The sequence below is a fragment of the Gilliamella sp. Pas-s27 genome (assembly GCF_009795865.1).
Classification (GTDB): Bacteria; Pseudomonadota; Gammaproteobacteria; order Enterobacterales; family Orbaceae; genus Gilliamella.
On sequence record NZ_WTEW01000045.1, the window covers coordinates 1 to 5,163 of the forward strand.

The window sequence follows — 5,163 nt, forward strand, 5'->3', positions numbered from 1 at the left end:
TTTAAAATAGCGACGATTTGATGTTCAGTCATTTTTTCATAATTAAATCCCCTTTACTTTTATCATGGAGAATTTTCTACTTTTTGGCTGTGCTCTTTTAGGGGATAGTTACAGCTCAACATAACTTATCTCTATAATGTAATAGCATATTTTCCCATTTGGAGTGACGACAGTTATTTCATCATCAACTTTATGTCCAATTAAGGCTCTGGCGACAGGGCTATTTATTGATATCCAATTTTTTTTAGGATCAAACTCGTCTGCACCAACAATACGGTAAATATATGAATTACCAGATTCATCTTCTAATTTAATCCAAGCACCAAAAAATACTTTTCCCTCTTGTCTTGGATCGGGATCGACAATTATTAATGATTCTAATCGTTTAGTTAGAAAGCGTACTCGTCTATCGATTTCTCGTAATCGGCGTTTACCATAAATATATTCGGCATTTTCACTGCGGTCTCCTAAAGCTGCTGCATCTGATACAGCTTGGGTAACTTTAGGTCTTTCTTCTTTCCATAAATATTTTAGTTCACGATCGAGAGCCAAGTATCCTTCTCTTGTTATGTAATTTGCTTTTTGCATATTTTAAAACCTATAACATAGTTTGTTTTTTGTGAGAATAAAACATGTTGCTCAGAATAAAAACATATTAATTTTTTTATTACTTCCTCTTAAACTCTGTTTAAAATGTAAAATTAAAGCGATTTCATTTTTTTCTATTTTATTATTATTTTTCTGTGGTTTTACGGGGCTGTATTGTATATATTATACGTATAATATAAATAAATTCGATTTTTTATTTATAAATAACAGGATAAAAAAGTTATTATTGTTTTAACTATTAACAGGAATAAATATGACTAAATGGCATTGGGTATCTTTTTGTATGGCTTGCTTTGTAGGTTTTTCTTCAGCAGAATCTTTTGCTTTATCTGCTATAACGGCAAAAGTTATTCAAGGAAATAGCCCTCGTTTTGTGTCTGAAATAGAAAATGATATTGAATCTAATAAAGAATTTAAGTATTTTGGTGTTTCTTATGATGGAAGATCTTATTTTAGTACAGCAGAGTTAAATAATATTTTAGGTACTACTAGTATTGCATCTAAAACACCAGCAGATTTAAATTTATCAGCTGTTTTTGAACAACCAAGAGCTAATGAAGTAATTGATGTTGATGGCGATGGTGATATTATTTTATCAGAGGATTCGGCTAATCCTTTAACATTAGCATGGTATTATGAGGATGCAAATAATAACGAAGTTAAGCTAACCCCCGCTCAAACATCCACAGTATTTAGTGCATTATTAAGTAGTGGTATTTATCCATATGTCAAAGTAAGTGGTCCGGTTACTTTAAATACACGGTATGGTATTCCTGATTCTCAATCTTACCCGGATAATAATATTGCGATAAGTAAAACACCTTATCGAAATTTTAATATTGCAATAGACGGGGAAGCGATTAAATATGCTAGTCCCAATATGCATTTTTCAGATCATGACTATTCATATCGGGACAAAACAATTTTTGACTACACGCCAGCAACACTGAATGGTTTTGTGGCACAAAATGATTATTTACGTAATTTTCCATCAACAGGTGCAAATAACCTTTATTTTTATCTCGTCACGGATGGAATAGATAATTCTCTTAATACAACAAATTGGACAGTCAGAACATCTAATATTGATGATAGTTCGCCAAGTGCAATTACAGCAACTGTAACAAAATCAACTGCTCCAGGAACAACAGGATTTAAAGCTTATAATAATAAAAATATGGTGCTTGTCACTTTGAAGGGACCGGATTCATCAGCTAAAACTCGAACTCAAGCTACAGCCCCAACCGCGAACCTTCCTGTTGATATTGAATTGACTGTAACCACCAAACAAAAAGTTAAACTATCTTATAAATTTAGAATAAATAAGTGGTTTGTAAATAGAGGGAGTATCGTGGCTGCACTTAGAGAACAACGAGAATGGTGTGATAAGTTGGGCGATTATAAACTCGCAGAAGCGAGAGATTTAAGTAATGCTCGATTGCTTAATTTTATTGAAAGTGGTAGAAATACTTTTAACTTCTATAAACGGTATGTTGGAGAAGGTTTTTTATCTGAATGGGGTCCATTAACTCATTATTCAGGTGCTAAGTTTTATAATGCGACTTATGCATGGTCTAATACTGTTGTACCATCTAATGGTGATAATTTTATTTATGTTAATATGAATGATGGGGCATTACATCATATTCTGACTCATCAAAATCTTTTGCACTACGCAATATGTGTAACTGAATAAACAGAACATTTAGTTTTATAAGTAGTTCCATAAAAGACTAAATAAAAATATCACAGCCATAGGTTGTGATATTTTTTTAAGTAGAGAATTGATAGTGTAACTTACTGTAAATTCATCATTTTAGTACAAACCTTAACTAGAAAGTTATGCTATTTGTTTTGTGTTTTAAATTCAATGGGTGTCATATGTTATTTAATGCCTTATGCGCTCCTTCAGTATTATAGATAGTGAGCCATTCTTTAGGCATTCTTCTTGCTTGCTCTAGGTGGAATTGTTCAATATAATCGTTTTGATAGGGGCTATCAGGTTAAATATAATCAATAGTGACACCGCATAATTTAGCGCAGTTGGTATACGTTTTTTCAGTAAATTCTGGTCCATTATTGACCCGTATTTTTAATAGACAACCACGGTATTGAGCTAACTTGTCCAGATAAAGAGTGATTCTACCTGCTAGTAAACTGAGTGCAATACCAATGCTTAATGTTTTTCGGTTAAAGTCATTAATAGTGTTGAGCGTTCTTTGCTCATAATTAAATCTTCCTTTACTTTTTTTTCATAGAGAATTTTCTAGTTCTGGATCGTACTATTTTAGATTTAGGAACAGTTACATTATTTCTCTACTTAAAAAAATATCACAACCTATGGCTGTGATATTTTTATTTAGTCTTTTATGGAACTACTTATAAAACTAAATGTTCTGTTTATTCAGTTACGCATATTCCGTAATAACTAGGTACTGCAGCATTTGGGTTATATGGAACACCAAGTAATGCTCCATCATTCATATTAACATGAATAATATGATCAACATTATTAAGCTTATATGGTACAACAGTATTAGTCCATACATAAGTCGCATTATAAAACTTAGCACCCGAATAATGAGATAATGAACCCCATTCAGATAAAAAACCTTCTCCAACAGACCGTTTATAGAAGTTAAAAGTATTTCTACCACTTTCAATAAAATTAAGCAATCGAGCATTACTTAAATCTCTCGCTTCTGCGAGTTTATAATCGCCCAACTTATCACACCATTCTCGTTGTTCTCTAAGTGCAGCCACGATACTCCCTCTATTTACAAACCACTTATTTATTCTAAATTTATAAGATAGTTTAACTTTTTGTTTGGTGGTTACAGTCAATTCAATATCAACAGGAAGGTTCGCGGTTGGGGCTGTAGCTTGAGTTCGAGTTTTAGCTGATGAATCCGGTCCCTTCAAAGTGACAAGCACCATATTTTTATTATTATAAGCTTTAAACCCTGCTATTCCTGGGGCTATTGATTTTGTTACAGTTGCTGTAATTGCACTTGGCGAACTATCATCAATATTAGATGTTCTGACTGTCCAATTTGTTGTATTAAGAGAATTATCTATTCCATCCGTGACGAGATAAAAATAAAGGTTATTTGCACCTGTTGATGGAAAATTACGTAAATAATCATTTTGTGGTAAAAAACCATTCTGTGTCATGTAGTCAAAAATCGTTTTGTCCTTATATGAATACTCGTGCTCTGAAAAATACATATTGGGACTAGCATATTTAATCGCTTCCCCATCTATTGCAATATTAAAATTGCGATAAGGAATTTTACTTATCGCAATATTATTATCTGGGTAAGATTGAAAATCAGGAATACCATACCGAGTATTTAAAGTAACCGGACCACTTACTTTGACATATGGATAAATACCACTACTTAATAATGCACTAAATACTGTGGATGTTTGAGCGGGGGTTAGCTTAACTTCGTTATTATTTGCATCCTCATAATACCATGCTAATGTTAAAGGATTAGCCGAATCCTCTGATAAAATAATATCACCATCGCCATCAACATCAATTACTTCATTAGCTCTTGGTTGTTCAAGAACAGCTGATAAATTTAAATCTGCTGGTGTTTTAGATGCAATACTAGTAGTACCTAAAACATTATTTAACTCTGCTGTACTAAAATAAGATCTTCCATCATAAGAAACACCAAAATACTTAAATTCTTTATTAGATTCAATATTATTTTCCATTTCAGACATAAAACGAGGACTACTTCCTTGAATGACTTTTGCCGTTATAGCAGATAAAGCAAAAGATTCTGCTGAAGAAAAACCTAAAAAGCAGACCACACAAAAAGATAATCGTTTCCATTTAGTCATATTTATTCCTGTTAATAGTTAAAACTATAATAATTTATATAGTTTATTGTCTATAAGTACAAAATTAAAGCTATTTATGTAATAGATATAAGTTATATAAAAATCCTCCTATACATTTTTAGCAACGCCACACAACATGATAATGCGAGCATGGCAATATAATTTCTTACTAACTTATCTATGCCTTGATAATATTTCATTATAACAAATACACTTTCAACCAAGTGACATATTTATATAAACACCAATCAATATCAAGATTACCTTTTGTCAGCTTCTTTTTTGGATATCACCAAATAACTTTACTTGTTTGTAGTTAATATAATCACTTCTTGTATTTTTTCACTATCATAACTTTTATTTGTAATTACATATTTATCGTGGGGGAGGTTTTTAATTAATTATCTATTAGTATTGTTTTAGGCATAAAGCGTTGCTATTCTTATTTTTTAGAGGTATCGTATTATAACAATATTTTTATTTAAAAAATATGTGGTTGGTAAGGATAAAACATTACACTATGATGATGTAGGAATTCCTTGCGTTGTTTACAGTGTTTAAGAAACGACTGTAATGAATATACATAAAAAAACAAAATTAACACCTTACCACAGACAAGAGATAGGGTGCTTATATCATAAAGAAAAAATAACAGTTACAGATTTGGCTGAACGCTTTATGGTCAGTCGTCCTACCATT

Annotated in this window: 3 protein-coding genes; 1 reads left to right on the forward strand and 2 read right to left on the reverse strand. The window is 31.6% G+C overall.

Translation table 11 applies throughout. From position 1 onward, the window contains the following. Positions 1–108 precede the first annotated feature (108 nt). Positions 109–588: a transcription elongation factor GreB gene (greB, locus tag GQ589_RS11165; protein ID WP_160426227.1), complete on the reverse strand. Its 480-nt coding sequence runs from the start codon at positions 586–588 to the stop codon at positions 109–111. Positions 589–862: 274 nt separating this feature from the next. Here greB and GQ589_RS11170 point away from each other — a divergent pair, with 274 nt between their 5' ends. Further along, a complete protein-coding gene (locus GQ589_RS11170) occupies positions 863–2,305 on the forward strand; it encodes a hypothetical protein (protein ID WP_160426229.1) in 1,443 nt (480 codons plus the stop codon). 704 nt (positions 2,306–3,009) lie between these two features. Here the strand turns inward: GQ589_RS11170 and GQ589_RS11175 are convergent. Further along, on the reverse strand, positions 3,010–4,464 hold the full coding sequence (locus GQ589_RS11175) for a hypothetical protein (protein WP_160426232.1): 1,455 nt from the start codon (positions 4,462–4,464) through the stop codon (positions 3,010–3,012). Positions 4,465–5,163 lie beyond the last annotated feature (699 nt).